Source organism: Methanobacterium sp., from assembly GCA_039666455.1.
Classification (GTDB): domain Archaea; phylum Methanobacteriota; class Methanobacteria; order Methanobacteriales; family Methanobacteriaceae; genus Methanobacterium_D.
The window spans coordinates 101,000-120,468 of the sequence record JAVSLW010000024.1 but is presented as its reverse complement, the minus strand read 5'-3'; the positions used below and the strand labels follow the sequence as shown (position 1 = coordinate 120,468).

The 19,469-nt window shown below is 36.3% G+C and carries 21 protein-coding genes, 1 tRNA gene and 1 other RNA gene; 15 read left to right on the top strand and 8 right to left on the bottom strand.

Going from position 1 to position 19,469, the window contains the following annotated elements:
* On the top strand, nt 1-866 hold an 866-nt coding region (locus tag PQ963_06930; GenBank protein MEN4029394.1), incomplete at its 5' end, for a DnaJ C-terminal domain-containing protein.
* A 107-nt stretch (nt 867-973) separates the two neighbouring features.
* Nucleotides 974-1,615 carry a VTT domain-containing protein gene (locus PQ963_06925; protein ID MEN4029393.1) on the top strand — a complete coding sequence of 214 codons (642 nt, stop codon included), beginning with the start codon at nt 974-976 and terminating at the stop codon, nt 1,613-1,615.
* 36 nt (nt 1,616-1,651) lie between these two features.
* Here PQ963_06925 and PQ963_06920 read toward each other — a convergent pair whose 3' ends face one another.
* Nucleotides 1,652-2,614 (bottom strand): TIGR03557 family F420-dependent LLM class oxidoreductase, encoded by a 963-nt coding sequence (locus PQ963_06920; GenBank protein ID MEN4029392.1) that lies wholly within the window; start codon nt 2,612-2,614, stop codon nt 1,652-1,654.
* 284 nt (nt 2,615-2,898) lie between these two features.
* On the opposite strand from PQ963_06920, the gene PQ963_06915 reads away from it, so the two are divergent.
* The gene (locus PQ963_06915) at nt 2,899-4,239 is read left to right on the top strand and encodes a PQQ-dependent sugar dehydrogenase (GenBank protein ID MEN4029391.1); all 1,341 of its coding nucleotides are present in this window, start codon (nt 2,899-2,901) and stop codon (nt 4,237-4,239) included.
* Here the strand turns inward: PQ963_06915 and PQ963_06910 are convergent.
* The 3 genes from PQ963_06910 to PQ963_06900 form a co-directional block, all read right to left on the bottom strand.
* Nucleotides 4,216-4,917, bottom strand: a complete 702-nt coding sequence (locus PQ963_06910) for a GAP family protein (GenBank protein ID MEN4029390.1) — start codon at nt 4,915-4,917, stop codon at nt 4,216-4,218. The genes PQ963_06915 and PQ963_06910 overlap by 24 nt on opposite strands.
* Nucleotides 4,918-5,087: 170 nt before the next feature.
* Nucleotides 5,088-5,384: RNase P RNA component (gene rnpB, locus PQ963_06905), an RNA gene on the bottom strand.
* Between the two features lie 128 nt (nt 5,385-5,512).
* Nucleotides 5,513-5,587 (bottom strand) — tRNA-Met (locus tag PQ963_06900).
* Nucleotides 5,588-6,003: 416 nt separating this feature from the next.
* On the opposite strand from PQ963_06900, the gene PQ963_06895 reads away from it, so the two are divergent.
* The 6 genes from PQ963_06895 (at nt 6,004) to PQ963_06870 (ending at nt 8,705) form a co-directional block, all read left to right on the top strand.
* Nucleotides 6,004-6,258, top strand: coding sequence for a hypothetical protein (locus PQ963_06895; GenBank protein ID MEN4029389.1), 255 nt, complete (start codon nt 6,004-6,006; stop codon nt 6,256-6,258).
* Complete coding sequence (locus tag PQ963_06890; GenBank protein ID MEN4029388.1) at nt 6,237-6,392, top strand: hypothetical protein; 156 nt, start codon at nt 6,237-6,239, stop codon at nt 6,390-6,392. The genes PQ963_06895 and PQ963_06890 overlap by 22 nt, the downstream gene beginning before the upstream one ends.
* 81 nt (nt 6,393-6,473) lie before the next feature.
* Nucleotides 6,474-7,232, top strand: coding sequence for a C39 family peptidase (locus tag PQ963_06885; protein ID MEN4029387.1), 759 nt, complete (start codon nt 6,474-6,476; stop codon nt 7,230-7,232).
* A 96-nt stretch (nt 7,233-7,328) separates the two neighbouring features.
* Entirely contained in the window at nt 7,329-7,748 is a 420-nt protein-coding gene (locus tag PQ963_06880; protein ID MEN4029386.1) for a hypothetical protein, read from the top strand.
* Nucleotides 7,749-7,922: 174 nt separating this feature from the next.
* The gene (locus tag PQ963_06875) at nt 7,923-8,522 is read left to right on the top strand and encodes a cysteine peptidase family C39 domain-containing protein (protein ID MEN4029385.1); all 600 of its coding nucleotides are present in this window, start codon (nt 7,923-7,925) and stop codon (nt 8,520-8,522) included.
* Nucleotides 8,523-8,534: 12 nt separating this feature from the next.
* A complete protein-coding gene (locus tag PQ963_06870; protein ID MEN4029384.1) occupies nt 8,535-8,705 on the top strand; it encodes a hypothetical protein in 171 nt (56 codons plus the stop codon).
* A gap of 21 nt (nt 8,706-8,726) precedes the next feature.
* Here the strand turns inward: PQ963_06870 and argF are convergent, their stop codons facing one another.
* Together argF and purD are read right to left on the bottom strand one after the other, a co-directional pair.
* Nucleotides 8,727-9,629 (bottom strand): ornithine carbamoyltransferase, encoded by a 903-nt coding sequence (gene argF / locus PQ963_06865; protein MEN4029383.1) that lies wholly within the window; start codon nt 9,627-9,629, stop codon nt 8,727-8,729.
* A gap of 92 nt (nt 9,630-9,721) precedes the next feature.
* A complete protein-coding gene (gene purD, locus PQ963_06860) occupies nt 9,722-11,032 on the bottom strand; it encodes a phosphoribosylamine--glycine ligase (protein MEN4029382.1) in 1,311 nt (436 codons plus the stop codon).
* Nucleotides 11,033-11,481: 449 nt separating this feature from the next.
* Here purD and PQ963_06855 point away from each other — a divergent pair, with 449 nt between their 5' ends.
* Together PQ963_06855 and PQ963_06850 are read left to right on the top strand one after the other, a co-directional pair.
* Nucleotides 11,482-12,972, top strand: coding sequence for a hypothetical protein (locus PQ963_06855; GenBank protein MEN4029381.1), 1,491 nt, complete (start codon nt 11,482-11,484; stop codon nt 12,970-12,972).
* Entirely contained in the window at nt 12,950-13,378 is a 429-nt protein-coding gene (locus PQ963_06850; GenBank protein MEN4029380.1) for a hypothetical protein, read from the top strand. The genes PQ963_06855 and PQ963_06850 overlap by 23 nt, the downstream gene beginning before the upstream one ends.
* A 99-nt stretch (nt 13,379-13,477) precedes the next feature.
* Here PQ963_06850 and PQ963_06845 read toward each other — a convergent pair whose 3' ends face one another.
* A complete protein-coding gene (locus PQ963_06845) occupies nt 13,478-13,669 on the bottom strand; it encodes an MEDS domain-containing protein (protein ID MEN4029379.1) in 192 nt (63 codons plus the stop codon).
* 505 nt (nt 13,670-14,174) lie between these two features.
* Between PQ963_06845 and PQ963_06840 the strand changes: the two genes are divergently transcribed.
* Genes PQ963_06840 through PQ963_06825 form a run of 4 tightly spaced genes read left to right on the top strand, consistent with a single transcriptional unit; the run spans nt 14,175 to nt 18,466 of the window.
* Entirely contained in the window at nt 14,175-15,902 is a 1,728-nt protein-coding gene (locus tag PQ963_06840) for an acetolactate synthase large subunit (protein ID MEN4029378.1), read from the top strand.
* Nucleotide 15,903: 1 nt separating this feature from the next.
* Nucleotides 15,904-16,404, top strand: coding sequence for an acetolactate synthase small subunit (ilvN, locus tag PQ963_06835; GenBank protein MEN4029377.1), 501 nt, complete (start codon nt 15,904-15,906; stop codon nt 16,402-16,404).
* A 35-nt stretch (nt 16,405-16,439) separates the two neighbouring features.
* Nucleotides 16,440-17,426 (top strand): ketol-acid reductoisomerase, encoded by a 987-nt coding sequence (gene ilvC, locus PQ963_06830; GenBank protein MEN4029376.1) that lies wholly within the window; start codon nt 16,440-16,442, stop codon nt 17,424-17,426.
* Between the two features lie 44 nt (nt 17,427-17,470).
* On the top strand, nt 17,471-18,466 hold the full coding sequence (locus PQ963_06825) for a methanogenesis marker 12 protein (GenBank protein ID MEN4029375.1): 996 nt from the start codon (nt 17,471-17,473) through the stop codon (nt 18,464-18,466).
* Nucleotides 18,467-18,514: 48 nt separating this feature from the next.
* Here the strand turns inward: PQ963_06825 and surE are convergent, their stop codons facing one another.
* Nucleotides 18,515-19,291, bottom strand: coding sequence for a 5'/3'-nucleotidase SurE (surE, locus tag PQ963_06820; protein MEN4029374.1), 777 nt, complete (start codon nt 19,289-19,291; stop codon nt 18,515-18,517).
* Between the last annotated feature and the right edge of the window lie 178 nt (nt 19,292-19,469).

Here is a 19,469-nt window from a genome sequence, read left to right as displayed (position 1 = left end):
GAGGATTTGGATTTGACTTTGGGGACATATTCGACATGTTCGGATTTGGAGGAGGTCAAAGAAGAAGCCATGCACAACAGGGGGCTGATGTTTACTATGATTTATCCATTACCCTTGAAGAAGCAGCTTTTGGACTTGAAAGAGATATAGATGTATCTCATAAAAAGACATGTCCAACATGCAAAGGCGCAAGAGCCGAACCTGGAACTGGAACACATCAGTGCAGCCAGTGTGGAGGAACAGGTCAGGTTAAGCAGATAAGTCAAACTCCCTTTGGCCAGTTTGTTAATATAAGACCATGTCCCCAGTGTAGAGGAGAAGGAGTAATTATAGACACTCCCTGCAACATGTGCCGTGGAAAAGGAATTGTAAGAGAAACAAGCACCATTCATATCAGGGTACCACCCGGTGTAGAAGATGGTTCACGCCTCAGAGTTCCTGGTGAAGGAGATACTGGTATAAGAGGAGGGCCTCCAGGAGATCTGTACGTTTTAATCACTGTTAAGCCACACCATCTCTTTGAACGTCATGGTTCAGATCTGATTTATGAACAGCCCATAAGCTTTGTACAGGCATCTCTTGGTGATGAAGTAGACATTCCCACGCTTGGAAAGGAAATAGTAAGTCTTAAAATCCCTGCAGGTACACAACCAGGTACTTCATTTCGTATTAAAGGAAAAGGAATGCCACATTTGCGCTGGAACGGCAATGGAAACCTTTATGTGAAAACAAAAGTGATTGTTCCCAAAAAACTGAATTCCAGGCAAAAAGAGTTATTAAGGGAGTTTGCTGATATAAGTGGCAAAGAAATTTATGCTGAAGATAAAGGCTTCTTTGATAAAGTAAAAGACGCCATCAAACACTAAAACAACCTTTTTTAAGCTTTGTAGAAATCCTGTAAGTAAGATGGTATCACTATTTACAGAGCCTAAATTATTTTAATTATGATTCACATAGATAAGTCTGATTGTTAATGGAAAGCCATGTGCAAAGCAAAATTAAATGGACATTCCTGGTTTTTGGAATTCTGCTTCTAATTTTAATACCATTTTTAATTTTTGGAGAATCAATTGAAAACTGGACAGATTACTTTTTAAATTCATCTCATTCAAATTTATTAATGGGAATTGTTATTTTAGGGCTTTTATCTATTGATATTTTAGCTCCAGTTCCTTCAAGCATAGTTAGTACTGCAGGAGGTTATTTTCTGGGTTTTATTTTTGGTACACTAATTTCACTTGCAGGAATGACTGTTAGCTGCATTATTGGCTACTGGTTAGGATCAGAACTTGGAAATCCTATTTCAGAAAAATTAGTAGGCAAGAATGAGCTTTTAAAGCTTCGAAAGCTTCAAAATAAGTATGGTGACTGGATCATTATTATATCACGTGCAGTTCCTGTTTTAGCAGAAGCTTCGGTTTTGGCTGCAGGTATTGGACGCATGCCTCTAAATCGCTTTATTTTATTGATTTTATTGTCTAATTCAGGTATTTCTTTTGCATACGCAGCAATTGGAGCCTATTCATCACAGGTAAACTCTTTTTTGCTGGCATTTGCTGGGGCAGTTATTTTGCCATTTATTGTAATGCTTATTTTAAAATTAAAGTCTGATTAATATCTGATCGTGTGTCTGTATAGACCTCCCAATACTTTAAATCTGTTTGAATTCCGGAAGCACTTCTTCCCTGTAAAACTCGATAAATTCGTCCTGATTGTTTCCTACCTGCTGAATACAGATAAGATCAAATCCTGCATCAATATTTTCCTTTATTTTATCTATATGGGCCTGTGGATCAAAACTGCAAAGAATTCTTTCTGGTATATCCTCCTTTTTCACATTTTCAGCAAGTCCTTCAAAATGTGTTGTTGTGGCGATTTCCCAGCTTAATTTTCCCTTAATAGCCATTAAAGGCCAGTATTCATAAACCATATCCACTGCTTTTTCATCTGTTTCTGCAAAACTCACTGAAATTTCAGAATATGTAGGTTTTCCTTCTCCTCCTGTTTTTTTAAAGATATCCAGCAACTCACTCTTTCCATCCACTACAATCAGACCATCTCCACAGTTTCCTGCAGTCGTAGCTGCTATTGGACCATCTGCAGCCATAAATATCTGTGGAAGCTCTTCAGGGAGAGTGTAAATCTGTGCATTTTCAACATGATAATATAATCCATCGTAATCCTGCATTCCTCCCTGCCAGAGTGTTCTGATTACATCAACTGCCTCTGCAAGCATGTCAATCCTTATAGGGGCTGGTGGCCAGCGATCCCCGTAAATATGTTCGTTTAGATTCTCACCAGAACCTACTCCTAAAGTAAATCTGCCTGGCATCATTGAAGCTACAGTAGCTGCAGCCTGAGCTACCAGAGCTGGATGCTGCCTGATTGTAGGACATGTAACACCAGTTATAAGGTTTAAATTTTCTGTTACCTGTGATATGCCTCCAAGCATACTCCATACAAAAGGGCTGTTACCCTGTCTGCTCGTCCACGGATGATAATGGTCAGAAATACCCGCAAAATCAAATCCTGCTTCTTCAGCATGTTTGGCATAATTTATAAGCTCTTGAGGTTTGAATAATTCACTTGCAAGTTTAAAACCAATTTCAACCATATTTTTACCTCCAAAATTTTCTTAAACCCTGACCTTATATTTATTAATTATTCAATATAAATTATTATATAGTTATTTTTTTACACATATTGAATCCATAAAAGATACTCCCAGTAAAATGATATCTGGTTGTATTATTAGTAAAGGCGCTTTAAATGCCTCACAACAATATTTCAACTTAAAGCATCCCAAGTTTTAAACATGAAAACTCATTTAAGATTTAAACATCCTATTACTAAAATCATATTAATTATTACTAATAAACATATATAACAGTGATTTTTATGGCTAATGACATTGAAAAAAAATGGTGGGTATTCCCTGGATTTAAAATAGAACTGATGGTCACAGGACTGGACTTACCAGTAAACCTTGCATTTGTTCCAAAACCCGGTGATGATCCCGGTGCCCCTCTTCTATATGTTACAGAATTATACGGCCAAATTAAGACTATAACCAATGACCACGAAGTTCATACTTATGCAGAAAACCTGCTAAATTTCAAACCAGACCACCAAATTCCAGGAACAGGCGAATCAGGAGTAACTGGTATCTGCGTTGAGCCTGAAACCGGCGATTTGTTTGTATCAATGATTTATGAGGATGAAGGAGAACCAAAAAATAAACTTATAAAAACTAAAAGCAAAAATGGTTTGAAAATTGACTCCATGGAAACTATACTCGATGGCATACCTTCTACTAAGGCTGCCCATCAAATTCAGGCAGTTACAATTGGACCTGATGGTAAACTGTACGTTAATCTTGGCGAAGGAATGGTAAAGCCAGAAGTTGCCCAGTATGATAACGATTTGAGAGGAAAAGTTTTAAGATTGAATTTAGATGGTAGTATTCCTGAAGATAATCCCCATCCAGATAGTCCTGTTTTTGCCAAAGGCTTTAGAAATCCTTTTGGTGCAAGATGGCGTAAAAGCGATAAGTCACTGTATATAACCGATAATGGACCTGCTTATGACGACAGAATTGCTAAAGTAGAAGCAGGAAAAAATTATGGCTGGCCCCAGACTATGCGGCAAAATTCAGTATTCTGGTCCAATTTAAGCCAGGGAATAACCGCACTTGATTTTATGCAGAACAGAGAATTCCCCTTCAAATATGAAGATGAATTATTTGTAGCCTATTTCGGAGGATCATATGTTAAAGGGCCTTCAATAAAAGGGAAAAAAATTGTGAAAATAAAACTAAACGACGATGCTTCTGCAGTTAAATCATACGATGAATTTGTAATTTATACTGGTGAAAATGCTGCAAGTCCCTGTGGATTAGCTTTTGGACCTGGAGGTCTGTATTTTACAGACTTACACGGCGAAAAGGATGGTCCATCACGAAAAGCCAGTGGAAGCATATACAGAGTTAGTTCTATAATTAAAGCAGAAGGAGAAATAATTGTTCCTTATATCCAAGAAAATTTTGAGAAATGTCTCTGTCCTGTCTGTCCAACCCGTAACGAATGTATGCGAAATAGAGATGAACGTTTATTCTGTGCAGGGGGTAAAACCAGATGCGAACTTAAAAGAAAAGGTTGTTTATGTGGTGAATGCCCTGTTGGAAGTGAATATGGTTTAACTGGATTTTATTACTGTTCAATAGGCGCTGCCAAAAAATAAAACGCCTGCACCCTTTACCAGAAGGTAAATTCCAAATACAAAAAAGATTGCAGCCATCAAATATTTACCATTTTTCTGCATCCAGATATTAACCGGTGCAAGAGCTTTATTAGCTGTTTTAGGCATTAAAATATAGATTAAAAGAGGGATTTCAACTACAAGTAGGGTAATTATTGTGAGGGCAATTATAACAATTAATTTATCAAATAAAGGGGCTGGAGAAAGTCCAATGTCTTTACCTGCTGCAAATACAAGTATAGTGGTCGTAAAGTTTATAACAAATAGTCCAAATCCAAATCCCATTGACTTTATGAACCCTTTTACAGCAGATGGCGATGCATCTTCCTTAAATTTATCTTTATCAGGGCCTTTATCCTCTTTTCTGGTTCTTCGAATTCCAAGTAGAATCAACAATACAGCCAAAACAATGTCAAAATATGCTGATGTGGTAGATGGCATTGTACCAGATGCAATTACTGCTCCTTTGCTTACAAATACTCCCAAAGCAACTACAATAAGCAGTAAAATTATGGAACCAATATAAAATGCAACTCCATTCAATTTAGGCCGTTTAGTAATGGATAAAATCAAAATAATGCCTATTAAAACAGTTGGACTTACAGCAGCCCCCAAAGCTAACGGCAATATGCTTGTAAGAAGTGCAGATAAATCAGACATGATTCATTTCCTTAATTAACTTATTCCTTGAAAAATATTTTGTTTAACCTGTATATTAAATAAACTGTAGGTTGTCACAAAATGCTATGGATTTGGAAGAGTATCAGAACCCTGTCTTTGACATGAAACACAGCTTCTTGATTTTTTAGCTTTGAATTTTAAGTAGTGGGGCATGCCAGGAGTAACCCACCTTCTGTTCAAGCAGCATTCATCTATGCGGGCTACCTCTGCCTCATACAGTATTCATCAGCAGTATTTACCCTTGCATCCTGCGAAATGGCCGTTTCACCCTTCCTTTTGATATCTTCAGCTATGCTTCATTTTCATCTATCAAAAGGGGTTTCGTCTCTGCTCCAGAGTTATGTTTCTCAACATGTGCCTCACGACACCGCAGTTCTGTATGATGGGTGGAGTTTCCTCAGTTTAAATTGCTTATGCAATAAACCGGTAGCTGCTCTTCGGCTTGCCCCAACTGCAACTTAGCATACAATCTTTGATTTCAATAGTTTCGCTGGGTTTTCAAAGTTTTTTTGATAAAACTTTTAAAAAGTACTTTTTTATGGTTTTATGATTTAAAATATAAAAATTAAGTAAATAGCGGGGCCTAGATTTGAACTAGGGCTCTCGGGGTTATGAGCCCCGCGGGATCACCAGACTACCCCACCCCGCTGTAGTATCATGGTTTGAACTTCAGAGTATATAAAGGTTTCTCTTTGAAGCTTTAAAGTTAATGGGTTGTTTTCTACCTGAATTTTTCACTCCAAATAAGTTCTTATTTTATTAAAGGAAATTGAACCCTACATCTCATGAAAAAATTTCATCTGGAATGAACAAATTTTAAACTAAACCTTTTGGTATGTAATTTAAACTATTTAAACGTTTATGTTGTGGGTGTTAAATTTTTAGGTCTTCTTAGAACAATATTGTCCTGTTAGGACAAAATTGTTCTGTTAGAACAAATTTTACGTTTTTATACAGCTTTAAAACCACAACCTTTATATGACATGATTTTACAGACCAAAAAATTGTAAGATAACAGGAAGTTATTTTGCAGACAGAGAATTGTGAAATACAGGAGGTTTTAACATGAAAAAAATGATAGCAGTCTTGCTTGCGGTCCTTATTATAGGGACGGCGCCAGCATTTGCTATACCGCATGGTGAAACTGCCGATACAATGGCAGTTAAAGGAAAAGGTGCAGATGTTGCAGCTGCATCTGAATTAGTAGAAGCAGTTGAAAGTAGGCAGGCAACGGGAGCAGAAAATGAAACGTTGACTGCGAATGTGTCAGGTACAAATACTACAATGAGAATGATCCAATGCAGGATGCAACCTTCGTAACTAGTGAACCAGCCGTAAGTACACAAAATAGTGCAATGAGCGATGAACCTGCACCAGCAGAGGCCACAGGTGCAGATACGCAGCTTTTAGATGAGGATTTAGATTCTGTGGTTTCAGAAAACGAAGATACATAGGATTTAAATGTTAATCCAGAGAATGATACAATAATAGCAGAGAATGAAACAATTCCACAAATAGATACAAGTGGAATTGTAATGCAGTCAACAGATTACTCATGTGGACCTGCAGCACTTGCAACTGTGCTGCAGAACATGGGGATTAACAGTACAGAGCAGGAACTTAAGGTTCTTGCTGGCACAGACACATCAGGAACATCAATGTATGGCCTGGTACGAGCTGCACATGCTAAAGGGCTGAATGCAGTGGGGATGAAATTATCAGTTGATGATCTTAGACCCAACAACATTGTGCACATTATACTGGATGGCGAAGGCCATTACAGTGTAATCAGAGAAGTAAGTGAAAATAGTGTTTATCTTGCTGACCCATCACTTGGAAACATTGAAATGACCAGAGAAAAGTTTGCTGCAATTTTCACTGGGAATGTGTTAGTGATAAGCGATCCTAACATGCAAGTTAATCAAACAGCAGAACAGGCCAACAATACAAATACAAGTACTGTACAGGCAGAAAACCAAACTTTAGCAAGCGAAGAAATGGAATGCATTAAAGGACAGCAACTATCAGCATCAGCTAATATGCAACTGTCAGCAGAAACCATGCAGAGTATCAGAGGAAGAGTTATTTGGAAAAAAGTTGCTGCTATAATCGCAGCAGCGCTTGTACAAGCAGGAAAAGTGGTTGGCCCTATACTTCTCGGGATAGCACTAGCAAGATGGACAGCGGGTCAGTGTATAATATGTACACAAAGAACTCCTGATGGTCCTTCAGGGGATGTGTTCTGCACAATTCATGCCAGACGATATGGTCAGGTTTGGGGTCCTCGTATATAGGTGTAAACATTATTTAATTCCACAGGGAGTTTTGCAAAGCTCCCTGTGAAAACATAAAACATAGTTGTGAAAAAATTCGAAATGGAGGATGAGAATATGGAATACATATGGGACTTAATCTATCTATTGATAATTGGTGCACTTTCTCTATTCCTAAATATAATTATTCCAATGTTTTTAGGAGAGCAAATTGGAGTATTAATGATTAAAAAATGTTTTTCATCATGGGTAAAATTCAGGGGTATCGTCTATGAATGGATGTTCGGTGGGTGGCTAGTTGGATTTATAGGCTTTTTATTGCTGCTGGTTTCATTTATTATTGTATATGACAGAGTTGTAATTGGTATTTTAGGAGTGCCACGCATTGAAGTTCTGCTTCCACTGCCAATGGTGCCGATACTCCTGGAGTTTAGCAGTATATTACTTGCGTTTATTATGGGATTTGTAATTACACTTCTTATGAATTGGTGGTACAATATGCAAAGACCGACGCAATCTAAGACTGAATCTAATTGAAACCTTGAAAGGCATCTACTTAAAAAAGTTTATTAGAAAGGGTTTAATTATAGGACTCCACATTGAAGTTCTATTTTCAATACTTTGGATATTATTTGAATTTTTATCTGATTTGATGTTTAAATGAACTGAAAAAAAGTTTCCAACTAACATACAACAGAAAATAATGATTCTGTGACTTCAGCAAACGACCAGATAACAGATACGCAGGATTTAAATATTAATCCAGAGAATGACACTGTTACAACTCCACAAAAGGATACAAGTGGAATAGTGATACAAACCCGTGATTACAGCTGCGGACCAACAGCGCTTGCAACAGTGCTGCAGAACATTGGCATCAGTGTAACAGAGCAGGAACTGATAGTTCTTGCTGGCACAGATACATCAGGGACAACAATGCACGGATTATCAGAAGTAACGAAAGCAAAAGGCGTAAATACAGTGGGGATGAGATTATCAGTTGATGATCTTAAACCCAACAACATTGTGTACATTATACTGGATGGCCAATGCCATTACAGTGTAATCAGAAAAATAAGCAATGAAAGCGTTTACCTTGCTGACCCATCACTTGGAAACATTGAAATGAGCAACGAACACTCTGTGTTTGGGGGCTTTCAAAATTCTTCGAATTTTGATGCCCCTAAAACTTTGTTTTCGAGGGCTTCGATTTGTGGCCGGGGAAATACATTTCCCGGCAATCAAAAATCTACGATTTTTGACAGTGTTCAGCATTTAAAACCTTTGGTTTTCAAAGATTCAGTTTTTTAATGGAGGATCATTATGCCGGAATTTGTTATCACGAGAGTTGTTCTATTTACTGGGGCGTTTTTAGCTTTTACTGCCGTTGAATACTATGTAGAGAAGCTACCCTTAAAAGAGTCTGTTGAAAGGGGATTATTTACGGGGATTTTTTTAACAGCAGTACTAATTGTTTCTGAGTTTTGCAAATAGAAGCACAAAACTAAAGCTTTATTATTTAAGAAGCTTGTAAAGCACTGCTTTTTGTGCATGCAGTCTGTTTTCAGCCTGATCCCATATTGCAGACTGATTTGAATTTATCATTTCTGCAGTTATTTCCTGACCCCTAACTGCAGGTAAACAATGCATAATCATGGCATCTGCATCTGCATTTTCCATGAGAGTTTTATTTACCTGATAGGCTTTTAAATCATTTATTCGCTTTGAAGCTTCTTTTTCATCACCCATACTAACCCATACATCAGTGTAAATTACCTGGGCACCTTCAACACCTTCTTCAGCATTATTTATTATTTTAAGCTCTGCTCCAGTATCTTCAGCGTATTTTTTTGCCTTTTTGAATATTTGGGCATGGGGTTCATAACCTGGAGGGCATACAACATTCATATCCATACCCACAAAGGCTGAAGCAAGAAGAAGAGAGTTGCATACGTTGTTTCCATCCCCAACAAAAGCTAATTTAACATTGAAACTATTTTTCTTTTCTTTTATGGTTAAAAGGTCAGCAAACGCCTGGCATGGATGTTCTAAGTTTGTAAGTCCGTTAATAACAGGTACGTCAGAGTACTTTGAAAATTCTAAAACATCCTGGTGTTCCCTGGCCCTGATCATCACACCATCAACATAGCGGCTCATTGCTTTTGCAGTATCTTCTATTATTTCACCGCGTCCAAGCTGAAGGTCATCCTTTGATAAATAAAGTGCGTTTCCACCAAGCTGGTACATTCCAACTTCAAAAGAGATCCTTGTTCTTGTTGAAGCCTTTTCAAACACCATAGCCAGCGTTTTTTTAGCTAAAGGCTCTCCAGGAATTTCCTGCCTTTTAAACTTCCCTGAAAGATCCAGTATTTCATCTACATGGTGTCTGGCATCTTCCATTGATAAAAGATGTTTCATTATTTCACTCCAAAATTTTCATAGCTGGATTTAATAGTCAAAGAAAAGATTATTTAAAACATAATATATCAATTTTTTCCATAAAAAGAATCTTATTTTTTAAGTTCTCTCATATGGTTAATTCTTTTCTGTATAAGATCACGGGTTCCAACATCCCTTCGATGATAAACATTACCTTTCACATATTTTGTAGCGTTTTCACAGATCATTTCAGCTTCTTCAATTGTTTCACCGGTAGAAACTATACCTAAAGCTCTTGAAGATGATGTGTAGACCTTCCCCTTCTTTTCATTAACAGCAGCATAGTAAACCTGTGCGCCTATCTCATCGATCTTAGCTTCATTAACATCTATAAGCTGATCTGGAACAGCGTTTCCAGGATAACCCTCTGGAACTATATACTTGCAAACGGTGGCCTTATCAGCAAATTTAGCTCCTTTAAGGTTTCCATCAACAATACCCTCGCAAATATCCACAAAATTTGTTTTAAGGAGCTTTAAAACATTCATAGCTTCAGGATCTCCAAATCTTGCGTTGTATTCAATTAGTTTTGGGCCGTCCCGGCATAACATGAACTGTCCGTATAAAAATCCCCTGTAAGGTCCAGCTTCTTTATTAATAGCCTTAACTGTATCTTTCATTATTTTAACTGATTTATCATAGCTATTTTGATCTAAAAATGGGAGTAATCCTCCTTTATCTGAATAAGAACCCATTCCTCCGGTGATAGGTCCCTCATCACCTTCAAATGCATAGGGATGATCCTGAACCGCAGGCATAGGAGTAACGTTTTTACCGTCTACAAATGCCTGAACAGTGAATTCTTCTCCAATAGCTCTTTCTTCAATCACTACTTTGGCATGTCCGCCCATTTTAGTGTCTATTATTTCTTTAGAGTATTTTTTAGCTTCTTCAGCATCTTTTAATTGCTCCCCCATAATTTTAACACCTTTTCCACCGGTTAAACCCACTGGTTTGATTACGACATCCCCACCAAAGTCATCGATAAAATCACTGATATCATCGTAGTTATCGAACACCCTGTAGACAAGAGAGCCGTCTATTTTGTAATTTTCAAAGAGGTTTCTCATAAAAACCTTATCTGTTTCGATTTTAGCAGCTTCTCTGGTAGGACCAACACATCCAACTCCTGCACCCTCCAGTGCATCCACAATACCTTTTTCAAGAGGTGCTTCAGGACCAATTACAGCTATATCAATGTTAGTATCTTCTGCAAACTTCATGACCCTTTCAATATCATTTTCATCTGAAATCTGGTATCTGGATATTCGGGCTATTCCAGGGTTTTTATTGCTCATAATTGAATATAATTCAGCGTTTCCATCTATTGCCTTACAGATTGCATGTTCCCTTGCTCCTGTTCCCACTACAAGTATTTTCATATAATAATTCTCCTTTTTATTTTAATTTATGTTTTTAGAGGATTTTTGATGCCTCTGTTTTTTGATTGTTATGATTATTTTTAATAGTTTTATGATTTCATTAAATAATTTGGGTATCTTTTTTAAGGAAAATAAATGTTTTAAGACGGTTATTCCATAGTAATAATCGGATTATAAATCTTATCCTCTCCCTATTTTAGAGGCGTCGAAAATCTATGATTTTTCGGGCCGCAAAAATTTTACGAATTTTTACAGGTTTTTCAAAAATCTCTTTAATATGAAAGTAAATTTTCTCAACTAATCTTTTATAAACATCGTATGTTAATTAAATAATTTAAACTATTTTTTTAAATTATGGTATCATAGAAGTTAAAAAGAAAACTATTTATTTGTAATATTCATTAAAAATATTGGCATGAAAATTGATATTATAATGATTGGGTGATGAAATGCGCATTCTCATTGATACAAATATATTTATCTACCGTGAAAATCACGAAGTCATTTCAGATAATTTACAAAAACTTCTTGGAGTTTTAAATGATTCTGAACAGAAAATTATAATTCATCCAGAATCTATCAATGAGATAAAAAGAGATCAAGATGAAGATAGAAAAAACATTATTTCATCTAAAATTAAAACATACTCCGTCTTAATTAACCCTTCTAATCCAGTAAAAGACAATAATTTTTTAGATATTGTAAAAAAGCCTTCAAATGAACATGATTATGTAGATAACATTATCCTTTATTCTGTTTATAAAAATGAGGTTAGCTTTCTCCTTACTGAAGATAAAGGGATACATAAAAAAGCCTTTAATTTAGGTATAGAGGATAGAGTACTATCCATTGATGATGCCCTTAAAATTTTTTCTTACAGAAGAGATCCTTCACATCCCCCACCTATAAAGAAAGAAAAAGTTTATAATTTAGATCTTGAAGATACAATTTTTGATTCCCTTAAAGAAGAGTATGATGAATTTGAGGAGTGGTGGAATAAAATTTGTAGACAAGGTAGGGATTGTTTTGTTTACTATGAGCACGATGGTTCTATAGGTGCTGCTTTAATCTATAAAGTTGAAAATGAGCCTATTGATGCTGGTGAAATTTTACCTGCAAAGAACAGACTAAAAATCGCCACTCTTAAAGTTTCAAGTGTTGGAAATAAGATCGGAGAGCTGTTTATACGGCTTTCTGTGGAATATTCAATAATAAATGGGCTTAAAGAGATATATTTAACTCATTTTAGTCAGCCTTCTGATTATTTAGTTGATTTAATTGAAGAATATGGATTTATTAATGTTGGAAAGAATAAAAGGGGAGAAGATATTTTTGTTAAGGAACTTTTCCCTAACAAAAATAAACTCGAAAAATTTAATTCTGTAGAAATATCGAAATACTTTTACCCCACTTTTTATGATGGAGAAGCGACAAAGAAGTTTATTGTACCTATAATTCCTATGTATCATGATAGACTGTTTATAGATAAAGATAGGCAAATAACATTATTAGAATGTGCAAATGAACTTATCGCTGAAGGAAATACCATTAAAAAAGCTTATCTTAGCCACTCTCAAATTAAAAAAATGTCACCAGGAGATATAGTTATTTTCTATCACTCAAGACCCAATCAAAGAGTTACATGTTTAGGAGTTATAGAAAAAGTAATTGCAGATCTTAATGATCCAAGTGAAATACTTGAATATGTTGGTAAAAGAACGGTATATTCAAAAAAAGAGATTGATGAATTTGCTCAAAAACCTACAACAGTAATCTTATTTACACTTAGCACTTATTTACCTAAACCATTAAAATTAAATGAATTAATAGAACAAGGCATTTTAAGAGCTGCCCCTCAATCTATACAAGAAATTACGTATGAGCAATATCTTTTATTAAAAAAGGAGAGTGCAATTGATGAACGTTTTACTGTCAATTAAGCCAAAATATGTTGAGGAAATTAAAAAAGGAAATAAGAAATATGAATTCAGAAAGACAGGATTCCGTAAAAAATGCCTTAAAGAAGCTTATATATACTCCACTTCTCCTGTTAAAAAAATTGTAGGATTTTTTAAGATCGAAAAGATAATAGAAGATCATCCTGAAAATCTTTGGGAAAATTTTAAAGAATATTCAGGCATTGCAGAAGATGAATTCTTCGATTATTTTAGAAATAAAGAAAAAGGCTATGCAATTGAAATAAATGAATTCGAAATATTTAATGATCCAATTGATCCAGCAAGTATTATCCCTAATTTCGTAGCCCCTCAATCTTTTCGCTATATTAATATAAATGAACTGAATAGTACTGATTTCATTACATTAGATCACTTTAAATCAAAATAATTTTAAATTAATATAAATTAATATTTTCTATACTGATATTTGCCTACGACACCATCAACTTTTTCCTCATAGTCAACAAAATCCGTCCAGTTTTCTTTTTCAAGCCAAAAAGTGTTCGCACTTAGTAACTGCCTTTTGCAGTGCTTTTTTTTTTGCTTCCTTTTTAAAAAGAGGTTCTGAAGTGATCCACATACAAAATTCGTTGTTTTCAAGCCCTGCTTTAAAGTAAGGGATGAGAACATCAATTAAATCTTCTTTTGTCTGATAAAACTGGCAGAAGTGTGTCCCCATGGCACATCTCCAGTGATATCAATGCCTGAATTCCTTAATCTCCCATCGATCATGTGCTTTTCTCTTTAATTCCCATCTAATTGAAATTTGAATATGCTAAACAAGCTGTATTCATATCTATACTGTCAGTTAACTCCTTAATATTATAGTTACTGTTATTTTTTACTATTTGCGCTTATCCCCTGAATTTAATTTTAAATTTTTTTAGATTTTTGAGGTCATAACTGTATCCATAATAACATTTAACGTGAATAAGCCGCCTCAGCCGTGTGCACCGATATCTAATTCTTCCACCAGGTTAGCTATAAAATAGATCATGATTTTCTGTAATAAAACTATAAATCACTGAATAGAAATATAAAACAACTATATATAAAGTTAAATCATGAAACAGCATCATGATTTTAATATGTCACCAACAATATATATTCTAATGAACGAAATAGATATTCATATGCTTTGGTGATAGAAAAAGTATAGGAAAAATTAAAATTAAGGTGTTTTTATGAGAGGCGGCGAAGCGCTAATTAAATCACTAAAAGATCAGGGAGTAGACGTTGTATTTGGATATCCTGGAGGGCAGGTTCTTCCATTATACGATATGATTTACGATTCTGACTTAAAACACATTTTAGTAAGACATGAACAGTGTGCAGCCCACGCTGCAGACGGATATGCGAGAGCATCAGGAAAGGTAGGCGTATGTATTGCAACATCAGGTCCAGGAGCAACAAACCTGGTAACTGGAATTGCAACAGCTTATATGGATTCTTCGCCTATTGTGGCCATTGCTGGACAGGTCCCGTCCTGGCTTATTGGTAATGACGCATTCCAGGAAGTGGACACCATTGGAATGACCATGCCCATTACCAAACACAACTTCCAGCCACTTTTAGCTGAAGAAATACCTGAAACCGTTAAATCATCATTCTATATTGCAGGAACTGGGCGGCCAGGACCGGTGGTTATAGATCTAACAAAAGATGCCCAGGAGCATGAACTGGAATTTGAAGAAAACATTAAAATTGATTTACCTGGCTACAAACCAACACTGAAAGGACACCCATTACAGATTAAAAAAGCTGTAAGCCTGATCCAGAGTGCTAAAAAGCCTGTTATACTTGCAGGTGGTGGAGTAATCTCTTCAAGTTCTTCAGAAGAACTTTCAAAGCTTGCAGAAATTATAGAAGCACCGGTTACAACTACACTTCTGGGTAAAGGGTCTTTTCCTGAAGATCATGAATTAGCACTTGGAATGCTTGGAATGCACGGTAGAAAACCTGCTAATTTTGCAGTTGATGACTGTGATTGCTTAATAGCTGTTGGATGCAGATTTTCAGATAGGACAACTGGAAAAATAGATGAATTTGCAAAGAATGCTAAAATAATCCATATAGATATTGATCCTGCTGAAATTGGGAAAAATGTAGATGTAGATATCCCTATTGTTGGAGATGCCAGGATCATTTTATCAAACCTGGTTAAAGCCCTCTCCAAATCCAGAGTAAGAGCCAGTGGAGAATGGGCCAATCACCTTAAGAAGTTTAAAATGTCCACTGTTCCCCGAACTTCATTTGATGATATTCCATTAAAGCCGCAGCAGGTTATAAAAGAAATAATGGCAGCAGTTGATGAAGACACCATTATGACAACTGATGTTGGTCAAAATCAGATGTGGATGGCTCATTATTTCCTTTCAAAGAAACCTCGGACCTTTTTATCTTCAGGAGGGCTTGGAACCATGGGATTCGGATTCCCTGCAGCGATGGGAGCTAAAGTTGCAATGCCTGAAAACGATGTTGTTGCTGTTTGTGGGGATGGAGGATTCCTTATGGTATCACAGGACCTTGCAACCATAAAAGAATACGATATACCAGTAGTAGTTTGTGTTTTAGATAACAGGTACCTGGGAATGGTTGCACAATGGCAGAACCTCTTCTATGAAAAGAGATTTTCGCACACACATTTAGGAGAAGTTCCTGACTTTGTAAAGCTTGCAGAAGCATTTGGAGTTAACGCAGAACGTGTAGAAAGACCAGGGGAAATGCGCGAAACACTGCAAAATGCCATTAATTCAGGAGAACCAACATTGATCGATGTTATAATTGATCCTGAAGAAATTCTCCCGATGGTACCTCCAGGGCGCCGACTTACAGAAATGGTAGGAGAATATAAGGTTGAGGCAATGGAAGGAGTTATCTATCCTGAAGAAGATGAGAGGTCAGGTGATTAAGATGGACGAGCAAAGAACCCATATAATAAGTGCGCTTGTACTTCACAAGCCTGGTGTGCTTCAAAGAGTTGCAGGACTTTTTACAAGAAGAGGATTCAACATAGAAAGTATCACTGTGGGAACTTCAGAGCAGAAAGGCGTTGCCAGAATGACAATAATTGCAAAAGGCGACGAAAAGATTCTGGAGCAGATTACCAAGCAGTTAAATAAACTAATTGAAGTCATTAAAGTAAGGGATCTTGAACCTGAAAACACTGTAAAAAGAGAACTTTGCCTTATTAAAGTTCATTCACCTACAGAAAAAGTTAGATCTGAAGTTATTCAATATATAAACATCTTCAGAGGTAGAGTAATTGATGTAAGTCCAGAAACATTGACTGTAGAAATTACAGGCAAATCTGATAAGATTGACGCCCTTATTGACCTTGTTAAAGCCTTTGGAATAAAGGAAATTGCAAGAACTGGACCTACAGCAATGTCCCGAGGAATTAAAACAATTTAATTTTTTATTTTATTTAAAGATTCTGGAGGCATTATATGAACATACATTATGAAAAAGACGTGGATTTAGACGTTTTAAATGATAAAACAGTTGCAGTTATAGGTTACGGAAGCCAGGGAATGGCCCAGGCAAGAAATATGTCTGAAAGTGGATTAAATGTTGTTGTAGGACTTAGAGAAGGTAGTTCATCATGGAATGAAGCAAAAGGTCATGGACTAAAAGTTTTACGTGTTGAAGAGGCCGCTAAAAAAGCTGATGTTATCCACATACTAATTCCTGATGAAATTCAGGCAGATGTCTATGAAAATTCAATTAAAGAAAATTTAAAAGAAGGCAACACCCTTACATTCTCACATGGATACAATATACACTATGGTTACATTAAACCGCCTGAAAATGTTAACGTTGCAATGGTAGCACCAAAAGCACCGGGTGCAACTGTTAGAAGGCAGTATGAAGATGGATTTGGAGTTCCAGGACTTGTAGCTGTCCAGCAGGACTACACAGGAAACGCCAAAAAAATCGTACTTGCAATGGCAAAAGGATCAGGCCTTACAAGAGCAGGAGTTCTTGAGACAACCTTTAAAGAAGAAACTGAAACTGATTTATTCGGGGAACAGGCAGTACTCTGTGGAGGGGCAACAGAACTTATAAAAGCAGGGTTCCAGACCCTTGTTGAAGCAGGATACCAGCCAGAAATTGCTTACTTTGAAACCTGTCATGAATTAAAGCTTATAATAGACCTCATATATGAAAAGGGTTTTGCTGGGATGTGGCATGATGTAAGTAACACTGCAGAATTTGGAGGACTCACCAGAAGAGAGAGAATAATAACCGAAGAATCCAGGAAAGCCATGAAAGAAATACTTAAAGAAATCCAGAAGGGTAAGTTCACCAAAGAGTGGAGCCTTGAAAACCAAGCGGGAGCACCAATGCTTAAGAGAATGAGAGCCATGGAAGACGAACTTCAAATTGAAGAAGTTGGTACTAAACTCAGGAAGCTCTGCGGGTTGCAGAAATAATTCTTTTTTTAATTTTTTTATTTAAAAAATATAAAGGTGAATCCATGGTATTTGTGGGGATGGATCATGGGACAACAGGGGTCTCTTTCACAATCCTTGACAGCGAAGTAACACATTTTAAAATTTCAAGGGAAGACTGTTCCTCCAGAAAAGTCTCTGTAGTAGAAGAACTATCAAAGAGAGCTGATTTAGATTCTATTGAGCTTATGGCCATGACTTATGCCATGGGAGACGCCCTTAATGCTGTTACTCCCATAGAAAAGGTTGTTAATAGAGGAATTCTTTCAATGAACGGTGCAGGGAAAGTGACAGGAGGCGGAACAGCGGTTTATGATGAAATTGAAAGTTCAGGAATCCCTACAGTTGTAATACCAGGACTCCATAAAACAACTCCTTGCCTTGATGAACGTTTTAAAGCTGCTTATTCTCATCATGGAAGCTCTGAGAAGGTCAGTGTCTGTTATAATGCATTCTTAGAAACCGGGTTTGAAAACATGATTGTTTCAGATATCAGTTCCAATACAGTGACCCTGCTCATTGAAGATAGAAAAATAAAAGGTGCTGTAGACGCTTGTCTTGGTGCCATGGGAATTATGCACGGCCCACTGGATCTTGAAATGCTTAGAGATATAGACGACGGAGTTAGAACTGCTAACGAATGTTTTTCAAGGGCTGGAGCTGTAAAAATTGCAGGAGTACATGAAAAAGTCAGTGGAATGAAGGATAAGATCATCCAGAGTTATTTAGATGGTGATAAAAAGGCCAGACTTGCAATTGAAACCATGGTAATGACTGTGGTTATGGAAATCTATGGATTAGCTGGAATTGCAAAAAAAGTTGAGGGAATTGTGCTAACCGGTTCTATTGGATCGATGCAGGAACCAGTCGATGTATTTGACACCATTAAAAAAGAAGTTGAAAATATTGCACCTGTTGTAAAAATTGGGGAGAGATCAGGTTCTATTGGAAGTGCTCAAATTGCAAAGGCTGTTTTTAATGGCGAAAAGGATATTTTAGGTATTCCTGTTTTAAATAGATAATTATGTTTTAAAAACTTTAATTTTATTAAAAATTACTGGTTTTTGACTTTAATCAAGCCAATCTTTCATTAGACTAAGATCAGATGTAGAATCAAGTGATATTGGCGTTATTGTTGGACAATTACAGCTTCTTAATGTATATACATCTGTCCCATACTCATCTGTCTCAACAGGATCCCCATCTATCCAGTAATATTCTCTTCCCCGCGGGTCAAGTCTTTTTTGAATGTGAATAGCATACATTCTTTTCCCAAGTCTTGTTAACTTTACTTTATGGGTTTCGGGATGTGAAGGAATGTTTACATTTAAAAAGTCAACTCCATCAGGGAGTCCTTTACTTAAAATCATTTTTGAAAGCTTTCTGGTGATTTTTTGTGCAAAATCAAAGTCCAGGTCTACATGGCCGTCGTGAAATTTAATATCGTCCCTTGTAACCTGCATTGAAACTGCAATCGCAGGAACTCCATGAACTACTGCTTCCATAGCTGCTCCTATGGTTCCAGAAGTTGTTAATTCTGCCATTCCAAGATTTTCACCAACATTAATACCTGAAATAAGTAAATCTGGCTTTTCTTTCATTATTTCATAAATTCCAATTATTACCGCATCTGTTGGTGTACCAGAAACTGAATATGCACGGTTTCCATCAGATAAAGTGGATAAAGTAACCCTTATAGGTTCAAAAAGTGTTAATGCGTGTCCTATTCCACTTTGCTGGGTTGCAGGTGCTACAACTTCAATTTCTCCAAGCCCACTTACAGCATTTTTTGCAGCCACAATACCTGAAGAATTTACTCCGTCATCATTAGTTATCAAAATTTGCATACTCCATACTGTATTATTTAGACCCTAAAAACTTTATCCTAAAAATAATAAAACAAACTGCCTTTTTTTGAAATTTTTAAATTTTTAAAATCACCCACTTATTCATTATCTATCTGGCAAAACTTTCCACTGATAGTCATTATATCGTTAAAAGTAAATACTACATAATAAATAATGA